Source organism: Streptomyces sp. NPDC041122 (assembly GCF_055592445.1).
In genome coordinates, this window is record NZ_JBVIYQ010000006.1 from 358,300 (window position 1) to 383,281 (window position 24,982).

At 71.6% G+C, this 24,982-nt stretch carries 24 protein-coding genes and 1 pseudogene; 14 read left to right on the forward strand and 11 right to left on the reverse strand.

Annotated elements, in window-relative coordinates:
* Position 1: 1 nt before the first annotated feature.
* Positions 2 to 754: a DUF6879 family protein gene (locus tag ACZ6B8_RS23460; protein ID WP_471608472.1), complete on the reverse strand. Its 753-nt coding sequence runs from the start codon at positions 752 to 754 to the stop codon at positions 2 to 4.
* A gap of 173 nt (positions 755 to 927) precedes the next feature.
* Here ACZ6B8_RS23460 and ACZ6B8_RS23465 point away from each other — a divergent pair, with 173 nt between their 5' ends.
* The 3 genes from ACZ6B8_RS23465 (at position 928) to ACZ6B8_RS23475 (ending at position 1,734) form a co-directional block, all read left to right on the forward strand.
* The gene (locus ACZ6B8_RS23465) at positions 928 to 1,143 is read left to right on the forward strand and encodes a hypothetical protein (RefSeq protein WP_471608473.1); all 216 of its coding nucleotides are present in this window, start codon (positions 928 to 930) and stop codon (positions 1,141 to 1,143) included.
* Positions 1,140 to 1,355, forward strand: coding sequence for a hypothetical protein (locus ACZ6B8_RS23470; protein WP_471608474.1), 216 nt, complete (start codon positions 1,140 to 1,142; stop codon positions 1,353 to 1,355). The genes ACZ6B8_RS23465 and ACZ6B8_RS23470 overlap by 4 nt, the downstream gene beginning before the upstream one ends.
* A 184-nt stretch (positions 1,356 to 1,539) precedes the next feature.
* The gene (locus ACZ6B8_RS23475) at positions 1,540 to 1,734 is read left to right on the forward strand and encodes a hypothetical protein (protein WP_471608475.1); all 195 of its coding nucleotides are present in this window, start codon (positions 1,540 to 1,542) and stop codon (positions 1,732 to 1,734) included.
* A gap of 1,039 nt (positions 1,735 to 2,773) precedes the next feature.
* Here the strand turns inward: ACZ6B8_RS23475 and ACZ6B8_RS23480 are convergent.
* Positions 2,774 to 3,343 (reverse strand): hypothetical protein, encoded by a 570-nt coding sequence (locus ACZ6B8_RS23480; RefSeq protein WP_471608476.1) that lies wholly within the window; start codon positions 3,341 to 3,343, stop codon positions 2,774 to 2,776.
* Between the two features lie 414 nt (positions 3,344 to 3,757).
* Here ACZ6B8_RS23480 and ACZ6B8_RS23485 point away from each other — a divergent pair, with 414 nt between their 5' ends.
* Entirely contained in the window at positions 3,758 to 3,916 is a 159-nt protein-coding gene (locus ACZ6B8_RS23485) for a hypothetical protein (RefSeq protein WP_471608477.1), read from the forward strand.
* Here ACZ6B8_RS23485 and ACZ6B8_RS23490 read toward each other — a convergent pair.
* The gene (locus ACZ6B8_RS23490) at positions 3,900 to 5,423 is read right to left on the reverse strand and encodes a recombinase family protein (protein ID WP_471608478.1); all 1,524 of its coding nucleotides are present in this window, start codon (positions 5,421 to 5,423) and stop codon (positions 3,900 to 3,902) included. The genes ACZ6B8_RS23485 and ACZ6B8_RS23490 overlap by 17 nt on opposite strands.
* Positions 5,424 to 5,486: 63 nt before the next feature.
* Positions 5,487 to 5,627: pseudogene (locus ACZ6B8_RS23495) on the reverse strand (TetR/AcrR family transcriptional regulator); the annotation flags it as partial.
* Positions 5,628 to 5,789: 162 nt separating this feature from the next.
* On the opposite strand from ACZ6B8_RS23495, the gene ACZ6B8_RS23500 reads away from it, so the two are divergent.
* Genes ACZ6B8_RS23500 through ACZ6B8_RS23510 form a run of 3 tightly spaced genes read left to right on the forward strand, consistent with a single transcriptional unit; the run spans position 5,790 to position 9,543 of the window.
* On the forward strand, positions 5,790 to 6,092 hold the full coding sequence (locus ACZ6B8_RS23500; protein ID WP_471081893.1) for an SHOCT domain-containing protein: 303 nt from the start codon (positions 5,790 to 5,792) through the stop codon (positions 6,090 to 6,092).
* Positions 6,089 to 6,958, forward strand: a complete 870-nt coding sequence (locus tag ACZ6B8_RS23505; protein WP_471608479.1) for an ABC transporter ATP-binding protein — start codon at positions 6,089 to 6,091, stop codon at positions 6,956 to 6,958. Before ACZ6B8_RS23500 ends, ACZ6B8_RS23505 begins: the two co-directional genes overlap by 4 nt.
* Positions 6,955 to 9,543, forward strand: a complete 2,589-nt coding sequence (locus ACZ6B8_RS23510; RefSeq protein ID WP_471608480.1) for an ABC transporter permease — start codon at positions 6,955 to 6,957, stop codon at positions 9,541 to 9,543. Before ACZ6B8_RS23505 ends, ACZ6B8_RS23510 begins: the two co-directional genes overlap by 4 nt.
* A gap of 98 nt (positions 9,544 to 9,641) precedes the next feature.
* Here ACZ6B8_RS23510 and ACZ6B8_RS23515 read toward each other — a convergent pair whose 3' ends face one another.
* Both ACZ6B8_RS23515 and ACZ6B8_RS23520 read right to left on the reverse strand, forming a co-directional pair.
* Entirely contained in the window at positions 9,642 to 10,115 is a 474-nt protein-coding gene (locus ACZ6B8_RS23515; RefSeq protein WP_471081884.1) for an ATP-binding protein, read from the reverse strand.
* Between the two features lie 192 nt (positions 10,116 to 10,307).
* The gene (locus tag ACZ6B8_RS23520; RefSeq protein WP_471081881.1) at positions 10,308 to 10,640 is read right to left on the reverse strand and encodes a hypothetical protein; all 333 of its coding nucleotides are present in this window, start codon (positions 10,638 to 10,640) and stop codon (positions 10,308 to 10,310) included.
* A 327-nt stretch (positions 10,641 to 10,967) separates the two neighbouring features.
* Here ACZ6B8_RS23520 and cds1 point away from each other — a divergent pair, with 327 nt between their 5' ends.
* Positions 10,968 to 12,065, forward strand: a complete 1,098-nt coding sequence (gene cds1, locus ACZ6B8_RS23525) for an L-cysteine desulfhydrase Cds1 (protein ID WP_471608603.1) — start codon at positions 10,968 to 10,970, stop codon at positions 12,063 to 12,065.
* Positions 12,066 to 12,118: 53 nt separating this feature from the next.
* Here the strand turns inward: cds1 and ACZ6B8_RS23530 are convergent, their stop codons facing one another.
* Together ACZ6B8_RS23530 and ACZ6B8_RS23535 are read right to left on the reverse strand one after the other, a co-directional pair.
* Entirely contained in the window at positions 12,119 to 12,622 is a 504-nt protein-coding gene (locus ACZ6B8_RS23530; RefSeq protein WP_471608481.1) for an SRPBCC family protein, read from the reverse strand.
* Positions 12,623 to 12,685: 63 nt separating this feature from the next.
* Positions 12,686 to 13,609: a DeoR/GlpR family DNA-binding transcription regulator gene (locus ACZ6B8_RS23535; protein WP_471608482.1), complete on the reverse strand. Its 924-nt coding sequence runs from the start codon at positions 13,607 to 13,609 to the stop codon at positions 12,686 to 12,688.
* Positions 13,610 to 13,898: 289 nt separating this feature from the next.
* Here ACZ6B8_RS23535 and ACZ6B8_RS23540 point away from each other — a divergent pair, with 289 nt between their 5' ends.
* On the forward strand, positions 13,899 to 16,163 hold the full coding sequence (locus ACZ6B8_RS23540) for a hypothetical protein (protein WP_471608604.1): 2,265 nt from the start codon (positions 13,899 to 13,901) through the stop codon (positions 16,161 to 16,163).
* On the opposite strand, the gene ACZ6B8_RS23545 is transcribed toward ACZ6B8_RS23540, so the two are convergent.
* The 3 genes from ACZ6B8_RS23545 to ACZ6B8_RS23555 all read right to left on the reverse strand — a co-directional run bounded on the left by ACZ6B8_RS23545 (position 16,123) and on the right by ACZ6B8_RS23555 (position 20,077).
* Positions 16,123 to 18,534 (reverse strand): right-handed parallel beta-helix repeat-containing protein, encoded by a 2,412-nt coding sequence (locus tag ACZ6B8_RS23545; RefSeq protein ID WP_471608483.1) that lies wholly within the window; start codon positions 18,532 to 18,534, stop codon positions 16,123 to 16,125. The genes ACZ6B8_RS23540 and ACZ6B8_RS23545 overlap by 41 nt on opposite strands.
* Positions 18,535 to 18,744: 210 nt before the next feature.
* Complete coding sequence (locus tag ACZ6B8_RS23550; RefSeq protein WP_471081869.1) at positions 18,745 to 19,350, reverse strand: Rv1733c family protein; 606 nt, start codon at positions 19,348 to 19,350, stop codon at positions 18,745 to 18,747.
* Positions 19,351 to 19,651: 301 nt separating this feature from the next.
* Positions 19,652 to 20,077 carry a DUF6643 family protein gene (locus ACZ6B8_RS23555; protein WP_471608484.1) on the reverse strand — a complete coding sequence of 142 codons (426 nt, stop codon included), beginning with the start codon at positions 20,075 to 20,077 and terminating at the stop codon, positions 19,652 to 19,654.
* A gap of 325 nt (positions 20,078 to 20,402) precedes the next feature.
* On the opposite strand from ACZ6B8_RS23555, the gene ACZ6B8_RS23560 reads away from it, so the two are divergent.
* The 5 genes from ACZ6B8_RS23560 to ACZ6B8_RS23580 all read left to right on the forward strand — a co-directional run bounded on the left by ACZ6B8_RS23560 (position 20,403) and on the right by ACZ6B8_RS23580 (position 24,717).
* Positions 20,403 to 20,792, forward strand: coding sequence for an STAS domain-containing protein (locus ACZ6B8_RS23560; RefSeq protein WP_471608485.1), 390 nt, complete (start codon positions 20,403 to 20,405; stop codon positions 20,790 to 20,792).
* Between the two features lie 13 nt (positions 20,793 to 20,805).
* Positions 20,806 to 21,288: an ATP-binding protein gene (locus ACZ6B8_RS23565; RefSeq protein ID WP_471081860.1), complete on the forward strand. Its 483-nt coding sequence runs from the start codon at positions 20,806 to 20,808 to the stop codon at positions 21,286 to 21,288.
* Positions 21,289 to 21,494: 206 nt separating this feature from the next.
* Entirely contained in the window at positions 21,495 to 23,207 is a 1,713-nt protein-coding gene (locus ACZ6B8_RS23570; RefSeq protein ID WP_471608605.1) for a PP2C family protein-serine/threonine phosphatase, read from the forward strand.
* The gene (locus ACZ6B8_RS23575) at positions 23,204 to 24,289 is read left to right on the forward strand and encodes a cobalamin B12-binding domain-containing protein (RefSeq protein WP_471608486.1); all 1,086 of its coding nucleotides are present in this window, start codon (positions 23,204 to 23,206) and stop codon (positions 24,287 to 24,289) included. The genes ACZ6B8_RS23570 and ACZ6B8_RS23575 overlap by 4 nt, the downstream gene beginning before the upstream one ends.
* Entirely contained in the window at positions 24,286 to 24,717 is a 432-nt protein-coding gene (locus ACZ6B8_RS23580) for an STAS domain-containing protein (RefSeq protein ID WP_471081855.1), read from the forward strand. Before ACZ6B8_RS23575 ends, ACZ6B8_RS23580 begins: the two co-directional genes overlap by 4 nt.
* Positions 24,718 to 24,982 lie beyond the last annotated feature (265 nt).

Consider the following 24,982-nt stretch of genomic DNA (forward strand, 5'->3'; position numbering starts at 1 on the left):
CCTACTCCTTCGCGGCCAGCTGGGCGGCGAAGGCCTGATGCGGTACGCCGTAGTGCATGGCGACGTCCCGCAGGCGGTTGTACTGGTTGACGGCCCGCGGCTCCGTGATGAGTTCCGCTCCCGTCAGGTTGTCGTCGTCGTCCCACAGGCACAGCGCGACAATGTGTGAATCGAAGATCCAGAAATCTTCGTCGGGCAGGTTGTGCCGTTCGGCGTCCTCGCGCCACATGTTGCGGACGTCCTCGCCGGTGGCCTCGTTGTGTTCGGCGTGGGCGAGCAGGTAGCGCTGTCCCTGGGTGGGCGGGTCGTCGACGATGCGGACGCGCCCGACGGAGGCGCCGCCCGCGGTCTTGGCGCTGATGGTGCGCGCCCAGGCGGAGTTCATATCCCAGGCCGGCGTCTCGCCACGTACGAACTGCGCCCACGTGTCGGTCGCTTCGTCCACGGCGTAGCGCTTGCGCATCTCCAGGTGCCAGGCGCTGTGCTGGAAGTTCTGGAACATCCGGGCGAAGTCCTCGGGGTCCAGGATGCGGGGCTCTTCGTCACGGTCCCTGGGGCCGAAGTCGATGAGCGTGTTGCGCGGCATGACGATCGGGATCTCATCCTCGTCGATGTGCTGGAGCTGGGCGAGCGCTTCCGGATCCGTGAGCCGGGGGCCGTGGACGATGACCTCGCCCGTGTCGAGATCCTCGTGTACGGCGGGGCACGAACCGCCGCCGCTGCCAGTGCCGTTGAAGCGCAGTCGTCGCGCCATGGATCTCTCCTCTTGTACGGGGGCTGGTGCGACAAGCATTCCCGACACCGGCCCTCCGCGTAGGAGTGATTCACAACCCTTGTGACCAACATTGCGCAACTCCAGGAAGGCGTCAAGCAACTTGGCGCAACTTGACTTTCCCCTCCCAACTGCCCGCCTCTAGCTTCCTGTTCATGGCCCCACGACCTAAGTCCAAGCCCGCCGTCGTCGACCCTCATACGGCCACGGAGATGCTGCGGGATGCGCTGAGCGCGGCGGACATCGTCCTGCCGTCTCTCACCGCAGACCACGCCTCGCCGCAGCTTGGCCTGGTGATCCTCGGCAGCGTCCGCGCCGATGTGGCCGTGCGGCTGGCGGCCGTGCTGCGGCAGGGAGGGCGGGAGACGTGAGCGTTCAGAGGGGCGACCTGGTCGTCGACACCGAGCGGCAGCGCCTGGGCCGCGTCATGGACCGGGTGGGCGCCCGCCTCCAGCTGCGCCCGCCGGGCGGCGGGCGTGAGTGGGACGCCGACCTCGCTCACGTCCGCCGGGCGAGGGAAGAGGAGATCCTGCGCGCCAGCGTGCTGGAGGTCAGCCTCGTGACGCAGAGGCGGACGCCATGACACGGACCAAGCCCGAAGACCTCTCTCCGGAGTGCCAGGTCAGTATGTGCAGCCTCTGCCCGGGCGACGGCGTCAAGGTCTACGCTCCCGGCAAGCGGCCGGAGTTCGAGCCGCCGATCTTCGTACGGCGCTGTGCTCACGGGTGCTGCCACGGCGGGCAGCGGAAGATTCCGCGGGCGCAGTCGTGAGGCGTATCTGCCGCGAGTGCGACGAGCCGACGGACGAGCCGATACCCGTCGCCCTGGAACACGTCGCTTCCGGTGCGGGGCGCGTCGTGTACCTCTGCCCGGTGTGCCGCGACATCCTGCAGATGGTGCCGCTGGACAGTCATCCGGCCGGCTCGCTGGGCTTCCTGCTGTTCGAGAAGCCGGGCCCCTGAGCGGAGCGGTGACGGGGACGGCGAGCCGGTCCGCCGGCTGGGACCCGTCGCCGTTCCTCCCCGTTCCGGTGTCAGCGCCTGGGGAGGTGCTGACACCGGAACGGACCCTGCCTTGCAGCCCCGTCTTCGTTCCCCTTGTGGGGGGAGCGGGGGCGGGGCTTTTTGGCGTAGATGCGTCTCAGTCCGCCGGTGGGCTTCACACCCCGTGTGAGCCTGGTGCGCGCATATATCTACCGCACCCCCTGACCCTGCACCGTCCACAGTGCGACGGTGCATATGCCCACGTGGCTGGCCCTCCCTCCCGGAGCCGGCCATGCGTGCCGCTGTGCTTGACGGGGCGTCAGTGCAAACCGTCACGGCGGACACCGCAACCCACGGATGCCCACGGAGGTCGAAAGAATCATGAGTCGGTCATTGCCGGACACCTTGACCCCGGCACGCTGCGGAGGAATATGGAGCCACTCACCCAGCGTGGTTAATTCCTCCACTGGGTGGGAGACAAAAGATCAGCCTCCGAGGCACTGGGCTAATCCCCTCAAGCATGGGCTGACCGCTCCTCATACACGACCCGGACGAAATCACCGGGAGGGCCAGCCGGTACCACTAGGACCGGGCCCTTGAGAGCTGCGACCGCGGCTGAAACCCGCAGGCACCGTGATCAGACGGAGGGCCCAAGCCGGAGATCAAATTCTAGGTAGCACAAGCGAAAATCGTAGAGTGCGCTGCGTCATGACCGCGCCGGGTCGCCCGTCCCGTAAAACGGTGTTCCGTGGTCATGGCGCACGCACTCTGCACAAGCCCCGGTGACGGCCAGGCCGTGACCTTCGATGGATCCCGGGGCACGAGCAGAGCACCCCGGCCCCCGGTGTCTCGTGATCCCGCATCAACGTAAGGGGAGCGCCGGTGTCATCAGGGGCAGCGGAAGACGCCGACGCCGAAGCGTGGGCCAAGGACATGGTGCAGGGGCTGACGCCCATGAGCCGTGATGATGTCGAAGACCTGGAGTCCGTGCGCGAGGTGGTTCACGGTCACGGCCCCGTCACCGGCGGGGCGCGGTCCGCCTAGGAGGCAGGATCCGCTGGCGCACCTCGGAGGCGGACTCGGTGGACGGGCCGGGCCTCACGAGAATCTCGAAGCCCGCCCAGATTCGCCGCAGGTCGCGGTATCTGACGGCAGGTGAGGCGGTCTCCCAGCCGGTGACCACCCGCCCTATCTCCTTGTCGTCCAGGTCCGGCACCGGCATGCTGTTGAGCCGTTCCAGGGCAGAGCGCGCATTGAGGACCGCAGCGTCCAGCGGCTGCACCGCTTCCGCATGCTGACCTACGGTGATCAGCCCGCTGGCGAGCCGTCTGTCGAAGTACGCGCGCAATTCCTCGCACCGCTCGATCTCCGCCTCGTAGGGTTCGCGTTCGGCCCGGTGGTCGGCCTGGATCTTGTGGATCACATCGAGCTGATCCTGGTCGGTGAGGCGGTGCAGCGTCATCCGGGAGATGCCGCAGTCCAGCGCCCGGACGTCTGCGATGACCTTGCCGCACCCGCCGGCCGCCCGGTGGCAGCGGTAGTGGTGGCGGATCCCGCCCTCGGCATAGGTCGCCCCGCGCTGATGCACCGTGGCCGATAAAGAGAAGCCGCAGCTGCCGCACCGGACGGGGGAGTCTCTGCCACTGCACAGGTAAGGATCTTCATGGGGGCGGCCTCTTCGGCGCGGCCCCTGCGCGAGCGGCAACAGATCCTCCCGGCGGGCCAAGGATCAGGGGTCATTGGTTCAGACGTCTGGCATTGCGAAGTTGACCATAGCTGCACAGGTCCTTCACTGCACGCCATCCGGCACATCCCGGCCAAGTGGTTGAGCAGTCACACACCGTGAAGCGCTGGCTAGGCCTAAGGCTAGCCACAACTGCTGGACCGCAGACCCGCAATGGCGGAACTTTTCCAACAACTTCCGCTGTTTGCGGCGCTCTGGTAGCGCCGCTGAGCAGGAGTGACTCAGTGACACGCCGTGCGGCGGCCAGAGGGAGGGGCAATGCAGACGGGCGAAGAAGCCGCGGCGGATTACCGGCGGCGGCTGAAGAAGATGCTCGCGCAGTTCCCGCCCATCTCCGACGAGGCGAGGCAGCGACTGGTGCAGGAATACGAATCCGTCGAGATTCACCGCTTGTCCGGTCTCAAGGACTCTGCCTAGGCTGCGCCTTGATCCGGTCGAGAGCATCAGTGTCCAGCGAGGAGCCCGGCACCACGTAGAAGGGGCGCCCGGCGAAAGCCTCCTTGAACATGCGCCGCTGCCCTTCGGGGCCCGCGGCCTCCCACTTGGCGAGGACTGCGTCCCGGGGCTCTGCTTCGGGCGGGGCGGCCGGAGCGGAGCCGATGCCGTCGAGCGCCGCCCGCTGCTGTTTGATCTTGCAGTTGAGGTCGGCGACCAGGAAGGAGTGACGCTCGATCGTCATGTCCTCCACGCCGTCATTGAGCTGCTTGTCCCAGTGCGCGCGAATCCGCTCCAGCCGCACGATCTCCTTCTCGAAGGGTTCGCGTTCGGCCTGTTTGCGTTCACGCTGCCGCTTCAGTTCTTCGGCGCTCTCCGCGCTGGACAGCTCCTCGATGACAGCGTCACGCACATGGCCGTCCAGGACATACCGGTCTGCGATCATCTTGCCGCAGCCCCCGGCGGTCTTGTCGCAGAGATAGTGCCGCTTGACCTCGCTCCGGTCGGGATACAGCGTCCCGTGGGAACTCTGCCGCTGAGTCAGGACGGTCGAGCAGTTCCAGCACCGCACCGGCACTTTTCCGGTACACAGAAAGATCTGCGTGGGCGGCCGGCCCCGGCGTGAGCTGATGAGCATGAGTAGCTCCTGATGGTCGGGTGGATCGAGGATGGGCTCTCCCGGCAGGCGGCCGACCAGCAGCTTGCCGAGGCGTGAATATCCCGCCATGCGCGGGGATTTCATCGCCTTCTGAAGACCGTTTTCCGTGAAGGGATCGCCTGTGCATTCGCATGCATACCGGCGTAGCTGGTACGAGGAGAGAGAGTCTTTGGTCTCCAGGCATTCCGCTGTATGCCGGATCGCGGTGGAGTAGATGCCGTGCGCCGTCAGATAGGCGACGGCTTCCCTCCACGTCTTCCCCTGCTTGCGGATCATGCGGTCGACTTCACGGATGTGCGGGCGCTCGGACTCGCGCACCGTGGTCCCGTCGTCCTCGAAGCCGAAAGCCCGGTACCGGCCGCGCTTGCCCTCGCCGTTCGTGGCGCGCTGCAGGTTGCCGCGTGAGACTTTCTCGGAGAGCCGCGAGCTGTACGTCTCAGCGGTAACGGCCTGCTTGTAAAAGGTGTCGCGCCCGCTGGTCGTCGTGAGATCGAACTCCATGTCGGAGTCGAAAATCTTGAAGCCGAGCTTGGCCAGGTCGACGATGCGCACCGCGTCGCGGACTTGGCGCAGGAACCTCTCCAGGTCGAAGATCACCACGCCGTCGGACTCGCCGACCGTGAGGCGGCTGATCAGTAAGTGCCAGTCCTCGCGATGCACTTCGGGGTTCCAGGCCGACTTCCCCTGGTCATCGAGGCGGCGGCCAAGCGTTGCGCCGAGCGCCTTGATGCGCTGTTCGTTCGAGGCGTGCTGCCCGGTGACGGACAGGCGGCGCTTGTCCCCACGGCGGCTTTCGCGCGCATAACTGTCCAGCACCAGACGGCTGTTCATGGGGTCAGAGCGTAGAGCGGCATGTGCCCGCGCCGCAGCGTTTCGGGGAAGAAACTACGCCAAGTTCTGGTACATGCTGCCTTGCCCCGCCCCCGCGTGCTGCTGGATGGCCTTGGGGCTCGTGCCGACGTAACCGCGCTCCCACAGCAGCTCGCGGGTGGACTCGATCAACCGCTCCGAAGTGCTCATGACGACACTGTACATACTAGTAGGTACAGAAGGCCAGGGCCGGTGGGAGCAGGCCCGCCCGCCGCGCGTACTCCCGGGGTGGTACGCACGGTGCCGCTGGCCGTACGACGACGTGAGGGCACCCGCGGAGCGAGTTTGGAGGCATCGGAGAAACCGCTCTGAAGGAGATGAGTTCAGATGGAGACCCTGGCGCAATGGGACGGCGGACCCGGTCCGTGGATCCTGTTCTTCCCGCTGATCTGGGCGGCCGTCGTCATCGGCGTCGTCACCCTGCTCCGCCGCACCGTGTGGCGCGGCCGGCGCGGCCCGTTCCGGGGCATGGCCGGTCCCGCCGGGCGCACCGGCGTCGACGAGAACTCGCCCATCGCCGTGCTCGGCCGGCGCTTCGCCTCCGGCGAGATCGACGAGGACGAGTACTGGCGGCGGCTGACCGTCCTCAACGAGGAGTTCGGCCGTGCCCACAAGGGCGGTGCGGCATGAGCACCGCGACCGGACGGGCGGCCCGGCCGGTGGAGACCGGCGCCGCCCGCGTCGCCGACGCCGTGAAGGTCTACGGCAGCGGGGACACCGCCGTACGGGCCCTGGACGGGGTGAGCGTCGCCTTCCCGGCCGGACGCTTCACCGCGATCATGGGCCCGTCCGGCTCGGGCAAGTCCACCCTGATGCACTGCGCGGCGGGTCTGGACACGCTCACCTCGGGCGCCGCCTTCATCGGCGACACCGAGCTGGGCACGCTGGACGACCGGCGCCTCACCCTGCTGCGCCGCGACCGCGTCGGCTTCGTCTTCCAGGCCTTCAATCTGGTGCCGACGCTGACCGTCGCCGAGAACATCACGCTTCCCATGGATCTCGCGGGCATCCGCGGCGACCACGCGTGGACCAACGCCCTCATCGACATCGTCGGGCTGCGCGACCGACTGCACCACCGGCCCTCCGAACTCTCCGGCGGCCAGCAGCAACGCGTCGCCGTGGCACGGGCGTTCGCCGGCCGGCCCGAGGTCGTCTTCGCCGACGAACCGACCGGCAACCTCGACTCGCGCTCCGGCGAAGAGGTGCTGCACCTGCTCGGCCGCGCGGTGCGCCGGATGGGCCGCACCGTCGTCATGGTCACCCACGACCCGGTGGCCGCCGCCCACGCCGACGAGGTCGTCTTCCTCGCCGACGGGCGCCTGGTGGACCGGATGGAGGATCCGACGGCCGACCGCGTCCTGGACCGCCTGAAGGCGTTCGACGCGCGGCCGGCCGTCACCCCGGACCCGCACCCCGTCGGCGCGCACGCGGCACAGACCGCGCCCGCGGCCGACGGCGCCGGCACGGGTCCCGGAAGGAAGGAGCCGTCGTCATGAGCTCCCTGCGATCGCTGAGCTCTCTCAGGGCCTCGGCGCGCATCAGCCTGTCCTCGCTGCGGGGCCACAAACGCCGCTTCGCCGGCACGTTCCTCGCGGTCCTGCTCGGCGTCGCCTTCCTCGCGGGCACGCTCGTCATGGGCGACACCCTGCGCGCAAGCTTCGACACGATGTTCGGCAACGCCACCCGCGGCACCGACGCCGTCGTCCGCAGCGCCGACACCATCACCACCCCCGACGACCAACAGGGCACCCGCAAGCCGGTCGGCACCGGCCTCGTCGCGACGATCGAGAAGTCCGACGCGGTGGAAGCGGCCGCCCCCAACATCCAGGGCGCGGGCCAGCTCCTCGGCAAGGACGGCGAACCCATCGGCGGTCAGGGCCCGCCCACCCTCGCCGGCAACTGGATCGACGACCCCCACCTGAACGCGTACCGACTCGCCGAGGGACGTGTCCCGTCGAAGTCCGGCGAGGTCGTCGTCAACCGCGGCGCCGCCGAGTCCGGCGGCCTCGAGGTCGGCGACACGGCGACGCTGCGCACCCCCGACCCGCTGAAGGTGAAGATCGTGGGCCTCGCGACCTTCGGCGGCGAGGACGGCATGGCGCAGACCACCTTCACCGGCATGACGCAGGCCGACGCCGAGAAGTACCTCACCCCGAGGCCCGGCGAGGCCTCGACCATCCAGGTGCGGGCCGCACCTGGCGTGAGCCAGCGAGAACTCGTCGACGCGCTGACACCCGTACTGCCCAAGGGGGTCGAGGCGATCACCGGCGAGGCGTCGGCCGCGGAGAACACCGACAACATCTCCGGCCAGTTCCTCTCCGTCTTCACCACCCTCCTGCTGGTGTTCTCCGGAGTGGCGCTGCTCGTCGCCACCTTCAGCATTCACAACACCTTCGCCATCGTCGTCGCCCAACGCGCCCGCGAGAACGCGCTGTTGCGCGCCCTCGGCGCCTCGCGCCGCCAGGTCACCGTCTCGACCCTGGTGGAGGCGGGCGCCGTCGCCGTCGTCGCGTCGGCCGCGGGTCTCGCGGGCGGCATCGGCATCGCGGCCGGTCTGCAGGCGCTCTTCCCCGCCATCGGATTCCCCTTTCCCGAGGGCGACTTGGTGATCAGCGCGCTGTCCATGCTGCTGCCGCTCGGTGTCGGCGTCGTGGTCTGTCTGGGCTCCGCCCTCGCACCGGCCGTACGGGCCGGGCGCACCGCCCCGCTGGCCGCGCTGCGCGAGACCGCGGTCGACCACTCGGCGGCCTCCCGCCGCCGGGCCGTGGTGGGCGTCGTCCTCGCCCTGGCCTCCGTGGGTCTCGCCCTGACCGGCACCCTGGTCAGCCCGTCCGTCTGGGCGGCGGGCGCCGGGGCGGTCCTCGCCCTGGTGGCCTTCGTGGTGCTCGGACCGGTCGCGTCCTCGCGAGCGGTACGCGTTCTCGGCGGGCCCCTGGACCGGCTGCGCGGCGTCACCGGCGGCCTGGCCCGGCGCAACGCCCTGCGCAGCCCCAAACGGACCGCCGCCACCGCGAGCGCGCTGATGATCGGCGTCGCCGTCGTCTCGCTCTTCACGGTCTTCGGTGCCTCGCTGAAGGCCACCATGGACCAGACCGTCAACCGTTCGTTCGCCGGCGACGTCGCGGTGAGCACCCCCGGATTCGGCGCCGGCGGCAGCGGTCTCAGCCCGAAGCTGGCCCCCGCCCTCGCGGAGCGCCCCGAGGTCGCGACCGCCGTCGGGCTCGGCAAGGGCACCGCCGAGGTCAACGGCGAGGGCCGCGCACTGACCGTCACCGATCCCGGCCCGTTCGCCACGTCCTTCGAACTCGGCACGGTCGACGGATCCCTGGCCGCGCTCGGAACGGACGGTATCGCCCTCACCCGCTCGGAGGCCGACAACCAGGATCTGAAGGTCGGCTCCCGTGCCGAACTCGCCTTCGCCGACGGCAAGAAGCAGACCTTCACGGTCCGCGCCGTCTACGGCCGCTTCGAGCTGGCGGGCGACTACGTCATCACCCGCGAGGCGTGGGCCCCGCACCGCATGCAGGACTCCGACAACCTCGTCTCCGTCACCTTCAAGGACGGCGTGAGCACGGCCGAGGGCAAGGCCGCGGTCGCCGACACCGCGCGGAACTACGGCAATCCGGATGTGCAGACCCGCTCCGAGTACGCCGAGACCTCCGCGAGCGGCATCGACATGATGCTCACCCTCGTCTACGCGCTGCTCGCCCTGGCGGTGCTCATCGCCCTGCTGGGCATCGCCAACACCCTGACGCTCGCGATCCACGAACGCACGCGTGAACTCGGCCTGTTGCGCGCGGTGGGGCAGACCCGGGCGCAGCTGCGGGCGATGGTCCGCTGGGAGTCGATGCTCGTCGCCGCCTTCGGGACGGCGGGCGGCCTCGCGCTCGGCGGGTTCCTCGGGTGGGTGCTCGTCAAGGCGTCCGACAGCACGACCGAGAGCGCCTTCGCGTTCGCCGTGCCGCCGGTGCAACTCGGGGTGGTCGCCCTGGTGGGCCTGGCGGCGGGAGCCTTGGCGGGCCTGCGCCCCGCTCGTCGGGCGGCACGTCTCGACGTACTGCGGGCCATCGCCACCGAGTGACGGTCGGCCCGTCCGCGTACGGGGGAGTGGAACCGCCCGCGTACGGGAGCGGACGCCCGGACGCGGGAGGGCGTCCCGGGGGGACGATCACCGCCCGGTCAGCCGGCAATGGCCGACCGGGCGGGAGTCTTGGCGGCCATCCCGTACACGGGGTACGAGGACACGGCCGTCGCGGCGACCGGCGTGGGAAGCGTGAACCACACGGTCTTCCCGGCGTCGCCCCGTGGGCTCACGCCCCAGGCGTCGCTGACCGCGGCGACCATCGCGAGTCCCCGGCCACAGGTGGCGAGGGGATCCGGCGCGCCGATCTGCGGAAGGCGGGGATCATGGTCGTGGACGGAGACCGTGAGCCGGTCGAGCAGGAGCTCGATCTCCACGGTGCACACCTTGTCCGGTTCGGCATGCCGATGGACGTTGGTGAGCAGTTCCGTCACCCCGATGGCGGCCTGGTCGATCAATGGATCCAGATGCCAGTAGCGCAACTGCGCAGATACGATTCTGCGGACCTGGCGGATCCGCGACGGCAGAGCTTGGAGCTCTACCGTGCAATGCCTGCTCGGCTGGCTGATCACGGCTGCGACTCCCCGAATTGAGGTCCGGAAGAAGACGAGATTCGGATCCAGCAGGGGCCGCGTGGTCTGCCGCCTGCTGTGTGGCCGGCGGGGCTGGTTCGCAGCGTCATCGCCGGTAAACCCAGAGTGATGTGAGACCAGAGTGACCCAGGGGGTGCGGGCGTGCAACTCGCGCGTATCGCGCGGCCCCGCTCAGCCTCGCGGGCGGCGGTGCTCCGTGGCGCTGCGCACCGCCTCGATGAATCTGCGCGCCGTCGGTGGTCCCGGTTCGCCGGGACGTGGCTCGTGCTCGCCGAGGGTGAGCCGGTACCGGGTGCCGTTGACCTCGGCCAGCGCTCTGTCCTGGGCAGCGAACCACGGCTTGCCCGTGCGCACCGCCTGCAGCGGCGCGCTGTCGATCTCCGTGCCGTAGCTGGTGAGCAACTCCAGCCGGCCGTCGGTGATGCGTACTTGTCCGGCGCGCGTGAGCGAGCGCAGGCGCCGCTCGATCTGCACGCCCCTGGCTGTGAATTCCGGCTCCGCCATGGCACCGCCCCCTTGTGTGCCTCGGTTGGTCAGTTCCACGGGACGGGTGCCCCGTGGAACGAAGTCTGCACGTCCCGGCCGTCGAGCACCAGTGTGCATGGAGACGGAGGGCCACGGCTTCAAACCTGTTCGACGCGACGGGCCCGCATGCGTTCCCCGCAGTGCCGCCACGCGCTCCTTTGAGGTGCTCAAAGGTGTGTTTATGCAGGTGAGAAGCGTGTGGCGGGTGTTTAAGATCGAGGTGTACGGCCGCGTCGAATCGCGTCCGGCACGACGCGAAGGAGCCCCGCCGTGAGCACCCCACAGCAGGATCGAGTCGACGAGCCGATGCCGACGCTCGACGTCGACCACAGCGACGACGCCTACCGGAACTGGCTCAAAGAAGCCGTCCGCAAGGTCCAGGCCGACGCCAACCGGTCGGCCGACACCCACCTGCTGCTCTTCCCGCTGCCCGAGCGGTGGGGCATCGATTTGTACCTGAAGGACGAGTCGACCCACCCGACGGGCAGCCTCAAGCACCGCCTGGCCCGCTCCCTGTTCCTGTACGGCCTGTGCAACGGCTGGATCAGGCCGGGGCGTCCGGTCATCGAGGCCTCCAGCGGGTCGACGGCCGTCTCCGAGGCGTACTTCGCGAAGCTGATCGGAGTGCCCTTCATCGCGGTGATGCCCCGCACGACGAGCGCCGAGAAGATCCGCCTGATCGAATTCCACGGCGGGCGGTGCCACTTCGTGGACGACTCACGCACGATGTACGCGGAGTCCGCGGCCCTCGCCGTCGAGACGGGCGGGCACTACATGGACCAGTTCACCTACGCGGAACGCGCCACCGACTGGCGGGGCAACAACAACATCGCCGAATCGATCTACCAGCAGATGCGGTTGGAGCGCTATCCCGAGCCCACCTGGATCGTCGCCACGGCCGGCACCGGCGGCACCTCGGCGACCATCGCCCGCTACGTCCACTACATGCAGCACGACACCCACATCTGCGTCGCCGACCCGGAGAACTCCTGCTTCTTCGACGGCTGGACGAAGAACGACGCGGAGGCGACGAGCGACTGCGGCTCCCGCATCGAGGGCATCGGCAGGCCCCGCATGGAGCCCAGCTTCGTGCCCGGCGCGATCGACCGCATGATGAAGGTGCCGGACGCGGCGTCCGTGGCCGCCGTCCGCGCCCTGGAACAGGCCATCGGCCGCAAGGCGGGCGGCTCGACCGGTACCGGCCTGTGGAGCGCCCTGAGGATCGTCGCCGAGATGGTGGCCGCGGGCCGCACCGGCAGCGTCGTCACGCTGATCTGCGACCCCGGCGACCGCTACCTCGACAAGTACTACTCCGACGCGTGGCTGGCCGAACAGGGCCTGGACATCAGGCCGTACGCGCAGACGATCGAGATGCTCCTCAGCACGGGGGAGTGGCGCCGCTAGCGCCGTGCCCGAGTCCGGCCCGGGCCCTGTGTGCTCCCGCACGAGGCGGCCTCCTATGCCCCGCTCCCTGGTGTGTCCCGCGCCGCGGTGGTCGTGAGCCGGCGGTCCAGGGCGGTGACCGCGTCGCGGAACGCCCGGCCCAGGCCCGCGCGGCCGAGCTTCAGGGCCGCGCGCAGCGGGGCCGGGCCGTCCAGGGCGAACGTCCACTGCACCCGGGTGCCGGCGCCGGCCGGGGAGAGCCGCCACTCCTCGACGAGGGCGCGCAGGCCGGGCGCGTTGGTCTCGTCGACGCGGTAGGTGTACCGCTCCGCTTCGTCGGCCGCGAGGACCGACTCCCGAAACCGGGTGCCGCCCTTCAGCCGGACCTCGCGGCCCGTGCCGCCGCCGGTGGGCCGGCACAGGGTGACCGCGGTGAACCAGCGGGGCCAGCCGGTCACGTCGTCGGCCAGGGCGCGGTAGACCTCCACGGGCGGAGCGCTCACCTCGCGCGAGAAGACCAGACGCAGCGGAGCGGTGTCGACGAAGTCGAGCCCCACGGGCTTCAGTCGGCGTGCCATCGAACTCTGCCCCCCAGCGGAACGGACGGTTGACCGGGTCCGGTCACCATAGCTGGCGGGTCGTCAGATGTCTTTGCCCGCCCCGGAGTTGCCGATTCCGTCAGCGGCGCCGGGCAGGTCGGACCTGGCGGACTCACCGGCCGGCTCGGCATCGGCGTCCGCGTCCCCGTCCGGCTCGCGCTCACCCGCGACCAGGAGCCGGTTCAGATGCTCGGCGATCTCGGCGCGGGCCCCCGCGGGCAGCCCCGCGTCGGTCACCAACGTGTCCACCTGCGAGAGCGTGGCGAACGAACTCAGGCCCACCGTCCCCCACTTGGTGTGGTCCGCGACCACCACCACGCGCCGCGCCGACTGCACCAGACGCCGATTCGTCTCCGCCTCCGCCAGGTTCGGCGTCGACAGGCCGGCCTCCGGCGATATGCCGTGCACACCGAGGAAGAGCACGTCGAAGTGGAGCGAGCCGATCGCCTGGTCCGCGACCGGGCCGACCAGCGAGTCCGACGGGGTCCGCACACCGCCGGTCAGTACGACCGTCGCCGCGCCCTGCCCCTGCCCCGAGGTGCGCTGCGCGGAGTGGAACACGTCCGCCACCCGCACCGAGTTCGTGACCACCGTCAGATCCGGCACGTCCACGAGGTGGTGCGCCAGCGCGTACGTCGTCGTACCGCCCGACAGGGCGATGGCCGTACCGGGCGCCACCAGGGACGCCGCGGTCCGCGCGATGTCCTCCTTGGCGGTCAGCTCCAGGCCCGACTTGGCCTCGAACCCCGGCTCGTGCGTGCTCGCCTCGACCACCGGGACCGCGCCGCCGTGCACCTTCTCCAGGACACCCTGGCGGGCCAGCGCGTCCAGGTCGCGGCGGACCGTCATGTCGGACACCCCGAGCTTGCGGGTCAGTTCGTTGACCCGGACGCCGCCGCGCCGGCGCACCTCGTCGAGGATCAGGGCGCGGCGTTGCTCGGCGAGAAGGTTCTGATGGTCACTCACGCCCGCTCCGGCCCCTCTGCCTCAACACGCTCCCCGCGCCCCTGCGGCGCACCGTCTCATCCTCGCACGGGCCGGTGACGGACGTCCCACCACCCGGTTCCGCCCCCGGCCGGGAACGGCACGGAAGGAGGAGATTGCGTGACGAGGGGTGCGCCGGGCGCCACGAGCCGAGATCCTTGTCCCCTCACCATGCGCATCTCGGGGAAGCGGGACAGTGGAGAGAGCCACGCAGGACGAGACGGCCCTGGAACTCCTGGTGCACGGAGTCGGGGGCACCACACCGGAGAAGATGCTCGGCGACCCGCGCACCGTGCGGATCTCCGGCGACGACACGGCGGCCGTGTTCCGCCGCACCGAGGACGCCGACGCCGAGCGGCGCCCCGACGACTACCGCGGCAAACCGGTGCCGGAGGCGTACGTCTGGTGCAATCTGACGTCCGGCAACGGCTCCCGGGCCCTGTGGCTCCTGCTGCTGCCCTTCATGGTCGTCAACATCGCCCACTGGATGCGCCCCACCGCGCACCGCCGCAGACGCCTCGTACGCACCTACGGCCTCCTCGTACGGCTCGTCGGCCTCACCCTCACCGTGCTGCTCGTCGCCGCGGCCTGCGAGGTCGCGCTCGACCTCACGGCCTGGCAGTGCGCGGGCACCCCCCGGTGCGCCGAGGACCGCGCCTGGCTCGGTTTCCTCGCCGTCGACGCCGACGGACACGGCGGCTGGTGGTCCCAGCCGGGCCGCCGCCTCGCCCTCGCCGCGCTCCTGCCCGCCGCCCTCACCGGACTGCTCTGGTACCTGTCCCACCGCACCTGGAGCGCGTACGAGTCCCAGCAGCCGCTGCCCCACCAGCCCGACCCCGAGGAGGAGGCCGGCCGCACCGCGCTCGGCAGGCCCGGCTTCTGGTACGGGCGGCGCCTGGTCGCCCGGCTGCGCGTCGCCCACACCGCCGCCGGCCTGCTCACCGTCGCCGCAGCGGTCGGCACGTCGGCCGCACGGCACGACCGGCGCGCGGACGGACCGGCGCTCCTCGACGTCCTCGGCTGGGCGCTCGACACCACGCTCGTCCTGGGCGGCGGGTTCGTCGTGTGGGTGGTCTGCCGCAGGGGGCGCAGCGAGAACCGGCTCGACCGGCGGCTGGACACGACCCTGGTGCGGTGGCTCCCGGCGGGCGCGCTCATCCTGCTCGTCCTCGCCCTGCTGTACGCGGGGTGGTCGCGCCCCGACTGGCGCTCCGACGGCGGACTCCCGGGGGACGCCACCTTCGGCGGCATCGCACTGGTCCAGGGCCTGCTGGTGCTCTGCCTCGCGGCCGCCGCCCACTTCCTGTACCGCTCCTCACCCGACTCCCGCACCGCCATCCGCGGCTTCGGCGGCCCCGCCGTCGCGATGCTCTCCTGCGCGCTCGGCGGGGTCATGACCGGCGGCGGGGCGCAGCGCGTCGCCGACTGGCTGGACGGCAACCACGGCTCGATCGACGGTCCGCCGGTGCTGCTCACCTGGCAGGCGTCCGTGATCCCGCCGCTCCTCGTGGTGGTCGCGGCGCTGTGCGGCTGGTTCGGCGTGCGGGCCCTCCAGCGCAAACACCGGGAGATGGCCCGCATTCCGCTGGACTACCCCGGCGAACCGAAGGACACCACCCGTACTCGCCGCATCGCGGGCACCCGAGCGCGTGCCGCGCTCACCGACCGCACGCCGCTGGTCGTCGGCATCGTCTCCGCCGTGACGCTGCTCCTCGGCGCCGCCGCGCTCACCGGCGCGTGGGCGACCGGGAAGGCCCCGGCGCAGGCCGCGCAGGGCCTGCCCGACATCCTGGAAGGAGCCGCCGAGACCGCCCAGGCCCTCGGCTCCTGGCTGATCGGATTCGGTTTCATACTGTTCGTCACCTGGGGGCGCCGCGCCTACAAGGACGCCTCCGCCCGGCGCACCATCGGCATCCTCTGGGACGTGGGCACCTTCTGGCCGCGCGCCGCCCACCCCTTCGCCCCGCCCTGCTACGCCGAGCGCGCGGTCCCCGACCTGACCTGGCGGATGGCCGCCTGGACGCGCGCCACCAGCGCCACCGGCGGCCGCCTCGTCCTCTCCGGCCACTCCCAGGGCAGCGTCCTCGCGGCCGCCGCGGCCTGGCAACTGCGCCCGTCGGTCCGCAGACGCGTCGCCCTGCTCACCTACGGCTCGCCCCTGGAGCGCCTCTACGGCCGCTGGTTCCCCGCACACTTCGGCACCGCGGCCCTGTCCTCCCTGCACCGCGAGGTCGACTGCTGGCGCAACCTCCACCGCACCACCGATCCGATCGGCGGCCCCATCGACCTGCCCGGCGACTGCGGCCCCAAGGTCGACCGCCCCGCACTCAAGGACCCCCTCGCCTACGGACGTACGGAGGAGCATCCACTGCCCGCGCCCATCCTCGGGCACGGCGACTACCAGGCCGATCCCGCGTTCGCCGAGGAGCGGGCGCGGCTGCTGGCCCGCCTCAGGCCGGGCGTGCCCTCGCCGCGGCCCGCCGGGGCGGACGACGTCACACCAGCTCCGGCAGATCCTCCGGATACAGCAGGGTGAGGTCGTCGGTGCTCGGCTCGTCGTGCTGGGCGACCCGGCCCGCGTGCCGCTCCACCATCGCCTCGAACGTCTGCCGCGCGGTGCGGCCGTTGCCGAAGGCGGGCCCCTTGGGCAGCGCCGTGAAGTACTTCAGGAGCGCCTCGGGCGTGCCGGTGCCGAGGCGGTACTCGTGCTCGTCGGCCTGCTGCTCCACGATCCGCAGCAGCTCCTCGGGGGCGTAGTCGCTGAAGGTGATGGTGCGTGAGAAGCGTGACGCCACACCGGGGTTGACGGACAGGAACCGCTGCATCTCGGCGGTGTAACCCGCGACGATCACCACGACGGCCTCGCGGTGGTCCTCCATCAGCTTCACGAGCGTGTCGATGGCCTCGCGGCCGAAGTCCCGCCCGGAGTCCTCGGGGGAGAGCGCGTAGGCCTCGTCGATGAACAGCACGCCGCCGCGCGCCCGGTCGAACGCCTCCTGGGTGCGGATCGCCGTCGAGCCGATGTGCTCGCCGACCAGGTCGACGCGCGAGACCTCGACGAGGTGGCCGCTCTGCAGCACGCCGAGCGAGGCGAGGATCTCGCCGTACAGCCGGGCGACGGTCGTCTTGCCGGTGCCGGGGGAGCCGGTGAAGACCAGGTGGCGGCGGACGGAGGCGGCCTTCAGGCCGGCCTGCTGCCTGCGCCGGCCGACCTCGATCATGTCGGTGAGGGCGCGCACCTCGCGCTTGACGCTGTCCAGGCCGACCAGGGCGTCGAGTTCGCCGAGGACCTCCTTGGAGGCGCGGGAGGGCTTCTCGGCGGCGGGCGGTGCGGCCTGCGGGGCGTGCTGGGCGGGGAGCGAGCCGAGCAGTCCGACGGTCTGGGTGGCCGTCTGCACGGCCGGCGTCTCCGCGGCCGCCGGCGCGGGGGTGCGCGGGCCGCCGCTCTCGTCGCTCGCGCAGTCCTCGACGAGCGGCCCTTCCTCCGAGAACTCGTAGCCGCCCCGGGCGCACCGTTCGGTGCGGCACTTCTTCAGCGTCGTACGGCAGCCGTCTATGACGTGGAAGCCGTAGCCGCCGCTGCCGCTCACCCGGCAGCCGTGGAAGCTGCCGCGGCCGCCCGCGGAGACGTAGAAGCCCGCCTCGGCGGGGGAGGTCACCGTGCACCGTTCGAGGGTGGGGTCCGCCCCCTTGGTGACGATGACGCCCGTCTGGACGGCGTCCACCGTGCAGTTGGCGAGGGTGCCGCCGCTGCCGTGGTCGCGGAACCACGCGCCAGTGGCGGCCTCGCGGATGCGGCAGTCGTCGAGCTGCGCGGTCGCCCCGTCGCTCACCGACACGGCGGTGTTGCGCACCTGGGAGAGGTCGCTGTCGACGACGTCCGCGCGCGAGCCGCGGTCCAGGACGAACAGCGCGTCCGGCACGTCGTGCACCCGGCACGACTCCAGGACGGCGGTCGCCCCGTCGCTGACCCACACCGCCGGGTAGTCCCCCGTGCTGTCGTGGATCTCGCACTGGTTGGCGTCCACGCGGGTGCCCGGGTCCCAGACCGACAGGCCGTTGCGGCCGAAGCGGCTCACCGTGGACCTGGTGAGGGTGAGGACGGAGCGCGAGCGCAGGTCGACCGCGTTCTCCGGGATGTCGTGGATGCGGCAGTCGGCGAGGGTGAGGACGGCGTCCGTGTCGAGCGTGACGCCGTCGGAAGTGGTGCGGTGCACGTCGCAGTCGGTCAGGTGCGCCGCGGCCCGTCCGGTGATCTGCACCCCGGAGCCCTTGACCTCGTACACCTCGCAGCCGATGGCCTCGAGCCCGGTGTGCTCCCCGGTCACCGAGAGGCCGGCGCCCGAGGCGTGGTGCACCCGGCACCGCTCCAGGCGGGGGTGGGCGCCGCCGCGCACCGAGACGCCGGACTGGCCGGCCGCGACGATCTCGCACTCCTCGAAGACACCGCCGCCGCCGTCGAGCACCGCGATGCCGATGCCGCCGGGGTTGTCGACGGTGCAGCGGCGCACCGTCGGGCGCGCCCCGCCGCGCACCTCGATGCCGGCCGCGGACCGTGTCACGACGCGGATGCCGATGAGTTCGGGGGCGCCGTCCTCGACGAGCAGGGCGGGCGCGGAGGAGTCCTGGCCCTCGACGTGCAGGTCCTGGACGATCGCGGAGGCGCGGACGGTCAGCGGCACTCCGTCGGCCGGCGCGATGCGCACCGAGCCGGGGGCGCTCTCCGGTCCGCGCAGGGTCACCGCGCGCTGGACGACGAGGTTCTCGCGGTAGGTGCCGGCGGCGACGGTCAGTATGTCGCCGTCGCTCGCGGCCTCCAAGGCAGCGGCGAGCGATGCGTACTCGCCGGTGCGGCGCCGCCACCGCGACGTGCCGGTGTGCGTCACCTGGACCGTGCCCTGTGCCATGGAGTTGCTCTGCCCCCACCTCGTCGTACGCGGGATCCTGCGTCGTCGTTCCGTGGTGCCGCGCAGGGAGCCGAAGAGTTCGGCCGGTCCACCGTAGCGCGCGGGAGCAGGCGGAGTTGACCCGATGGCCAGGCTCTCACCTGGGCGGCCTTGGGCAGAGGTGTTCGACGGCGCGGGGCGGCGTGCACCCGGCCGCGTCCGCCGGGCGGGTCAGGAACCGGTGCCCGTACGGCCCCAGTCCGGGCCCGCCTTGTCCCAGGCCCGGTCAAGGCGGGCGTAACGCCCTTGCACGATGCGCCAGAGGATCAGCCTGCGGGTGCCCTCGAGAAGACCGGCCGCCGCCACGGCCGCGCCGAAACCGGCGAGGACCGCGTGCGTCGTCGCGGTCGCGGTGTCCAGCGGGCGGCCCACGACCCGGCCGCGCTCGTCGGTCCAGATCCTGAAGTGGTCGCCGCGGTCCGGGGACTTGAGTCCGGACAGCACCACGCCGTAGCGGTCGGTGCGGTCGGGGGCCGTCCAGCGGGCGAGCACGCGGCTGTGCGCGTCACGGACCGAGGAGGTCTCGGGGTCGGGGTCGAGCGGCGGGGAGTCGATCTTCCGCAGGACGGTGCCGACGATCCTGTGCCGGTTCTCGTGCTGCTGGTGGACCGAGCCGAGGAGGGCGTCCCGCGTCAGGCTCGTGGTGAGCACCGCGGCGACCGGGACCGCGACGACGATCAACACCAGGGCGACCAGGGCCGTCCAGGCCTCGGCGAGGTCGGTGCCGCGGCGCAGCGGATTGTGCCGCCACCGCCAGAGGCCGGCGATCGCTCGCACGCCCTGCACCCCCTTCCGCGTCCGTCTCGGCCAAGAACGGCACGGCCCGAGCGCGACAGGCGAGAAGTGAGGGTGACATCACCCTCCGTGGTCGCCCCTCTTCGCGTCGCCCCTTCACATCCATGATGCCCAACGACCGTGCCCCGTCAACGAGTTCCCCGTCCGGGCGCCGATCATTCGGGGAGCGGGCATCCGGACATCTGACCCCCGGAACATATGGACGCGGGAAGGCCGCCGCCGGGCCGTGGCTCGACGGCGGACAACGCCGGAACGGTTGCGGCCGCCCGGCGTCCGCGGCCGGTCAGTATCCGCGGTAGGGGCGGTTGTACGGATCCTCGTACGACGCCGGGGCGGGACGGGGCGCCGCCGGGCGCATCGCCTCGTATCCCGTACCGGGAGCCGGGCGCTGGGCCTGGGGTCCCGGGTAGCCGCGCGGGCCCGCGGCCTGCTGGGGGATGTAGGGCGACGGCGCCTGCTGCAGCGGGGCGGGCTGCTGGGCCTGCGTGTAGCCGTACGCGGGGTTGGGATGGGAAGGGGCGGCCGGCAGGGCGGGCAGCGCGGCCGGGAGGGCCGACAGGTGGCTGCCGGTGTCGTACGCGGAGGGGACCCGGATCGGGGCGATCTGCGGAGTGCCCCGCTCTGCGACGAGAGAGTCGTAGATCGGAGTGTCCGGGAAGGACGGCGCGGAGTAGTAACCGCCGCCATAGGTGGAGCGGGGGGAGGTCATGCTCCATAAGTTAAGCCCTTGATGTGCCGGTTGGGGAGTCCCAATCTTGGGGTCATCCGATTTACGCTGGTTTTGCCCGACTGACCTGCCGAAACGGCGCCGTTGAACGTGTCGGTCCGGGGGTGTTCCCGAGGGGTTCCGGCGGAGTTCGCCACCACTTCCGTGCAGGTGCGCGGCGCTCGCGCGCAGGGGCGCGGTCTTCTTCCGATGCTGCGCAGATCCGCGGGATCGGGGCAGAAGGAGTCGAGGCGGGCTCGGGGATACGTAGAATCACCGGGCTGTACGAGGGAAGGCGGGCGGTCGCGCCCGGCCGAGGGAGAGGCCCATGACGGAACCGGTGGAGAGCCAGCTGACACGGCGGCACACGATGGTCGCGGAGGTCACGCTCGCCCGGCGGGGCCGGGCCGCGGTGGTACGAGCGAGCGGAGCGCTGGACTCCGAGAACGTGGCGGCGCTCGACGGCGAGCTGGCCAGAGCGGCGGAGCTGGCCGGACAGAGCAGAACGGTCGTCGACTTGTCCGCGCTGGAGTTCGCGGACTCCTCGGTGCTCCATGTGCTCCTCGACGCCCAGCGCCGGCACCGGGCGAGCGACCGGCAGCTGGTGGTGTGCGGTCCGCTGCGCCCGGTCGTGGACCGGTTGTTCAGCGTCACGGGGACCACCGAGTTCTTCGCCCTCACCGAGGACGTCGACGCCGCCGTGAACGCGGCCCGGTGAAGGGGGCCCTGGCATGAGCACCGACGTACCTGACATGAGCACCGACGTACCGGACATGAGCACCGGCGTACCCGACCTGCGCAGCGAGCGCGGTCACGACGTGGCGGCCCCGGCCGCCTCCACCCTCCCGGCCACCGCGGCCGAAGCGCGCGGACAGGTCGCGGGAACCCTGCGCACGTGGGCGGACGGCCGGGGCGGGGCCGTGGGCGAGCGCGCCCGGGCCGACATCCTCCTCGCCGTCTCCGAACTGGTCACCAACGCGCTCCGGCACGGCGGCGGCGTCACCCGCTTCGACGCCGACGTGGGCGACCAGGGCATACGCGTGACCGTGGGCGACCGCTCGGCGGACCTTCCCCGGCACCCGGACCCCGAACGGCCGCGCCCGCGCGGCGAGGGCGGATACGGATGGTTCCTCGTCCGTGAGCTGGCCACCGAGATCACGCTCGTGCTCGGGCGCACGGGCAAGGAGATCACCGTCACCCTGCCCCTGCGCTGAGCCTCCCGCTCCCCTCCCTTTTCCCGCGTATCCCTTTCGAACAGGTGGCTGGCGCTCGCCAATCCGCCCCCAGAACCGGCGTGCAAATCATCCCCAAAGGGATGTAACCCTGGCGAGGGTTTGCCATCGGAGGGCGGAGGCGAGACCGTCGGCGTACACCCACCGATGTGAAAGGGGGTGGGGGTTCGCACCGCGTGCCCACGAAGATGAACGCACCGGAACAGGTCGAGACGACGACGCCCACCGCACCACCGGCCCTGGCCGGCGCCTGGGAGACCGCACCGCACCCCGTGGTCGTGGCGGACGACCGGGGCCGGATCGCGGCCAGCAACGAGGTGGGCAGACTCCTCCTGCCGACCGCTGTGTCCGGTGCCGTCCTGCACGACACCGTCCCGCCCTGGCTCGCCGACGCCCACACCCGGCTCACGACCGGGGGCGCGCCGCGCCCCGTCCTGCCGGCGCAGGCCCAGGCGCCCACCTGCGCGCAGAGCGCACCCGAGACGCGCCCCGTGCGCGGCGAGATCGGCGTGCGCGGCTTCGAGGCCCGCCCCGCCCGGCTGGACGGGGACCACTGGGCCTGGTGGCTGACCGAGGACACCCCCCGGCGCGAGGCCGAGGCCGAACTGGGCGCCGAACGCAGGCGTACGGCGCTGCTCGCCGACGTCTCCCAGCAATTACTGGCATCGCTGAACGTGGAGCGGTGCATGGAAGTGACGGCCACCATGGCTGCAGGCCATCTCTGCGACGCCGCCCTCGTGATCGCGCCGGGTCACGGCAGCACCTACCCCGTGACCTTCACCGGACCGGCCGGCGAGGTCACCCACACCACCCTCACCGTCGACCTCGCGGAGGTGCCCGGTCTCAGCGAGGCCATGCAGGGTTTCCCGCCGGTGCCCTCGCGTTGGATCGACCCGTCCTCGCTGCCGGAGTGGGCCGTGCCCGCGCACTTCACCGGTCCGGTCTGCTCCGTGGTGATCACCCCGCTGCCGGGTCACGGGGTGCCCGCCGGTGTCCTGATACTGCTGCGCTCCACCGACCGCAGCGCCTTCACCGAGGCCGAGGAGCTCTTCGCCCGGATCTTCGCCGCCCGCGCGGGCGCCGCGGTCTCCGCCGCCCGCCTGTACGCCGAACAGAGCGCCATCTCCCGCACCCTCATGCGCGACCTCCTGCCGCCGTCCCTGAGCACGGTGCACGGCGTGGAGTTCGCCGGGGGCTACATCGCGGCGGGGCCCGGCGAGCGCATCGGCGGCGACTTCTACGACGTGCACGCGGGCCAGGGCCCCGAGGACGAGACGCTCGCCGTCCTCGGCGACGTCTGCGGCAAGGGGCTGGAGGCGGCCGCGCTCACCGGCAAGATCCGCAACACCGTGCAGGCGCTGCGTCCGATGGGGGACAACCACCAGCGGCTGCTCGCCCTCCTGAACGACTCGCTGCTGCAGACCGAGCACACCCGCTTCGCGACGCTGGCGCTGGCCTCCGTGGTCCGCCGGGGCAACGGCGTGGATCTCCGCGTCACCAGCGCCGGCCACCCGCCGCCGCTGATCGTGCGGGCGGACGGCACCGTCGAGTCGGCCGAGACACGGGGCACCCTGATCGGCGCCCTGCCGGAGGTCACCTCCAACACCGCCGCCGTCCGCCTCCGGCCCGGCGAGGTCTGCCTGCTGTTCAGCGACGGCATCATCGAGGCCAGGGGCGGGCCGACGGGCGAGGAGATGTTCGGGCAGGAACGGCTGTCGTGGGCGCTCGGCGAGTGCTTCGGCATGATGGCCGAGGCCGTCGTCGAACGGGTGCAGATGCTGGCGTCGCAGTGGGTGGGCCGCGGACCGCACGACGACATGGCCGTCGTCGCCATAGCCGTCCCCCGCCACCAGCACCTCAGCGCCGTCGACGGACACACCCGAGGCAGGTACACCGGATGACCGCCACCCTTCACGACCAGCTCGAACCGGTCAGGGACCGCCTGTGGGAGGACGTACGCGCCGGGGACGAGGCCGCGGCCGCCGCGACCGTGCGCGCCGCGCTCGACGCCGGTGTCGAAGCGGAGAGCGTCCTGCTCGACCTCATCGCCCCCGTGCAGCGGCGGGTCGGCGTCGAATGGGCGGCGAACCGCATCAGCGTCGCCCAGGAACACGCGGCGACGGCCATCAACGACCGGGTCATGACCCTCACCGCGTCCGCCGCCCCGCCGCCCGAGCGGGCCGGACGACGCAGACGGATCACCGTGGCCTGCGTGGACGGCGAGTGGCACGCCATGCCCGCGCGCCTGCTCGCCGAGGTGCTGCGCCTGCACGGCTGGCAGGTCGACTTCCTCGGCGCCCACACCCCCACGCCCCACCTGGTCTCCCACCTGCACCAGCACGTGCCCGACGCCGTGGCGCTCTCCTCGTCGATCCCCACCAACCTCCCCGTCGCCCACGCCGCCCTCACGGCCTGTCAGGCCATCGGCATGCCCGTCCTGGTCGGCGGCGCCGCCTTCGGTCCCGGCGGACGGTACGCGGAGGTCTTCGGCGCCGACGCCTGGGCGGGCGACGCCCGGGACGCCGTCGCCCTGCTCGAACACGGGCTGGACCGACCGCGCATGACGCTCCATCAGGCCGTCGACGACCTCCCGCACCTGGTCGACCAGGAATACTCGATGGTCGCCCGCACCCGCGGCGAACTGGTCAAGGAGGTGCTCTGCGAACTGGAGCGGCTCTTCCCGCCGATGGCCCGGTACACGCCGCAGCAGCGCCAGCACACCGCCGAGGACGTCGCCCACATCGTCGACTTCCTGGCCACCGCGCTCTACCTGGACGACGACGAGCTCTTCACCGGGTTCCTGGAGTGGACGGCGCAGATCCTCACCGCCCGGAGCGTCCCCGCGCACAGCCTGCTCCTCGCCCTGGACGTGCTGAGCCGCAGACTGTCCGACTTTCCGCGCGCCACCCGGGTGCTGGACGCCGCCCGTGGTGTCACCATGCCCCGCAGGGCGGCGAGCCCCGACACCGGAGAGACCGCATGACCCGCCCCTGTGCGCGCCTGAGCCTGCGCGCCGAGTTCCACCAGGACGTCGTGACCGTTCACGTCGGCGGAAGCCTCGAGTACGGGGTGGCCGACGGACTCGTCTCCGCCGTCACCGACCAGCTGAACGCCCCGCGTGCGCACGGCCGGCCCGTCGGCCGGCTCCACCTCGACCTGGCGGAGCTGGAGTTCGTCGACTCGATGGGGCTGGCCGCCCTGCTGATGATCCGACGCGTCACCGACGCCCACGCGGTCACCCTGCGCCTGCTCGACCGGCCGGTCTGCCTGGAGCGGCTGCTGCAGCTCACCGGCACCCTCGGCTACCTCACCGCCGCCGTCGACCCCCCGAGTGCCGCCGCCGCGGAGGGGGAGACGGGTGACGACGGCGTGGCCGACGCATGGGACCGGCGGTTCTCCGGCACGGAGTAGCGAATCGTAGGCGTCCCGGCGCGCCGCCACCTGGCACGTGCGCCGCGCCGTCTGTACTGATGGCCGGCTGTCCCGTCGAACCCGTCGCATCCGAACGCGGACCACGGGCCGAAGAGGAGATGCGCGCCGGGACCACCGGAGCGGGACCGGCGCGCCCCAGTGTCCCTGCGATCCGGAGTGTGACGTGAACCTTCGATGCGTGTTCCCGCCGGTGACGGGCGCGGGCGGCGGATGCGGTGCCGGGCCCGCCGAGGGGCGGCGGCAG